Origin of the sequence: Kribbella sp. NPDC026596 (genome assembly GCF_040638415.1) — a bacterium.
GTDB lineage: Bacteria > Actinomycetota > Actinomycetes > Propionibacteriales > Kribbellaceae > Kribbella.
The window spans coordinates 1-2359 of sequence record NZ_JBEZYF010000152.1; the positions used below are offsets into that span (position 1 = coordinate 1).

The window sequence follows — 2359 nt, forward strand, 5'->3', positions numbered from 1 at the left end:
GCCTCGACGGACACGACAACATCGCCGCAGCGAACAGGCACCACGCCCGCGACCCGCAACGCACCCTCAGGCTCCTTCAAGCCGCATGAGCGACTTTGCCGCGTCCGTGCCCACCGACCCCACTACCTGGTGCCTGGGGTAACTCCAGCCGGTTGCAATCAGCAGACATAAGGCGCATTGTTCGAACCAGGGGTGTGACACGGAATCCCTGTCACACAAGGGGGAACAACGTGATAGACATCGAGCGGAACAATTCCGAAAGCATCCGTTTATTGAAGAATGCCTACCGGCGGCGCGGGGTCTTTCTGGTACTCGGAGCCGGCGTCTCATTCGCCTCAGGTCTGCCGGCCTGGCAAGAACTCCTGCATCGGCTCTTCTCGTCGTGCTATCCGGACCCAGACCCGGCACTCTTCGTCAAGCTCACTCAGGCGGGCATGCCATTGACCGTGCTCGCAAGCCTCCTCGAAGAGACCGCCCGGAACCGCGGCGCCGTACAAGCCCCCAGGGAGACCTTCACGGAACTGGTCCGGCAATCGCTCTACCGTGACTTCGAGTGGTTCCCCGACGGCGTCTCCCGCGAGCGCGAGGCGGAATTCGCAAATACGACGGACATACAGAACACGACCCTGCGCGCAGTCTCCGCGTTCTGCGTCTCCCGCTCTCACGACAACGGCGCATTCGTGCCCAACCCTCAGGTCAAGGGAGTCGTCACCTTCAACCTGGACGCCCTGCTGCAGAATCACTCGCTGGCCAAGTACTGCGCCGAGCCCCCGCGGAAACGGATCCTCCGCACCGTCGAGCGACCGTCGGCGGGCTCACGTTCGGACAAGATCAGCGTGTACCACGTGCACGGTTACATGCGCTTCGACCGCCAGGCCGCCGACCTCAGGAAGAACGCTCCGGACCAGATGGTGCTGACCGAACAGGACTACTTCGACGCCTTCAACGATCCCACTCGCTTGTTCAACTACACGTTCCTCCACTTGTTGCGCGAACACTCCGCCGTCTTCGTCGGCCTGTCGATGCAGGATGAAAACCTCCGGCGGCTGCTGCATTACTCGAAGATGGAACGCAGGCGGGCGCTCGTCGCCGAGGGGATGGCAGCGAGCCGAATTCGCCGCAGGGTAGTTCGTCATGTGGCTCTGATGTTGAGGTCACCCGACCCGGATATCACTCGCGCCTACGAACTGACGTTCACCCCGCTCGGGGTCCGAGTGCTCTGGTTGCGCTCCCATGACGAAATTCCGGACTACCTCGAGGCGGTCTACTCCGCGTCGGGCGAGGCGTGGTCCGACGTTTATGGAAGCAGAAGGGAGGGTGACGGATGGCGCAGAAGCGGTTGATGAAACCCCTGGGGACGAATCTTCTCGGGCTTGGTCTCTTGGTCGTCGTCATAGCGAGCGTGCTGGTGCTGATCGGGATGTGGCCGTTGGTGTCCGAGGACTCGAGTCAGGCGGGTGAGTGGCGGCTGTTCGGGCTTGGGCCGTGGGCCATGAGCCGGGAGACGGCGCTGCTGGTGCTGGTGATCCTGGTGAGCGCGCTCGGGAGTTTCGTGCACGCCGCGACCTCGTTCGCGACGTACGTCGGAAACCGGCGTCTCTACTCCAGTTGGTTCTGGTGGTACGTCCTCCGCACCGCGATCGGTGCCGCGCTGGCCTTGATCGTCTACTTCGCCATACGCGGAGGTCTCGTCACGGGCAACGCGACGTCGGACGACCTCAATCCCTACGGCATCGCTGCCATCGCGGGAATGACGGGCCTCTTCTCCAAGCAGGCAACCGACAAGTTGAAGGAGGTCTTCAGCACGTTGTTCGCGACGTCCGCCGGCGACAGGGAGCGTTCCGACAAGGCCACGTTCCCTGAGCCGATCGTCATGTCGATCTCACCGGCAGAGGTTCAAGCCGGGTCCGGCGACGCCGAGATCGTCCTCACCGGCAACGATTTCGTCGCCGCGAGCCGAGCCCACGGCATCAGGGAGGGCGAGGAGGGAACGGGCACCGTCGAGCTGGCGACGACGTACGACACCCCAACCTCCATGCGGGTGCGGGTACCGGCGGCGCTGCTCGAGAACCCGGGCACCGTCCTGCTGTCAGTCGCGAACCCTGAGCCAGGAGGCGGGGAATCCGACCACCACAAGCTCGTCGTCAGTCCGGCAAGCGGCTCGCCTCAGTCGATCCGGTCGGCGGAGCCTGGTGCGGGGGACGCCGAAGCTGCGCGCCAGAGAGGTCGGCGGTGGCGACGCAGGCGTCGACCGGCGTGAGCTCCTTCATGAGGCGCCGCACGCACGTACCGTCCGCGGATCGGTCGAGGGGCGACGGGGTGATCGGCGAGACGCTGCGGCGCACCGTCACCAAGGACG

The 2359-nt window shown here is 64.6% G+C and carries 2 protein-coding genes; both read left to right on the forward strand.

The window, feature by feature from the left end; genetic code table 11:
- The first annotated feature begins 230 nt into the window (after nt 1-230).
- Entirely contained in the window at nt 231-1343 is a 1113-nt protein-coding gene (locus tag AB0E63_RS46350) for an SIR2 family protein (protein WP_360381290.1), read from the forward strand.
- Nucleotides 1325-2260: a hypothetical protein gene (locus AB0E63_RS46355; RefSeq protein WP_360381293.1), complete on the forward strand. Its 936-nt coding sequence runs from the start codon at nt 1325-1327 to the stop codon at nt 2258-2260. Before AB0E63_RS46350 ends, AB0E63_RS46355 begins: the two co-directional genes overlap by 19 nt.
- The last annotated feature ends 99 nt before the right edge of the window (nt 2261-2359 follow it).

Excerpts from the sequence above, each read along its gene's own strand:
- AB0E63_RS46355 (WP_360381293.1), top strand. The coding sequence starts at position 1,325 with ATGGCGCAGAAGCGGTTGATGAAACCCCTGGGGACGAATCTTCTCGGG.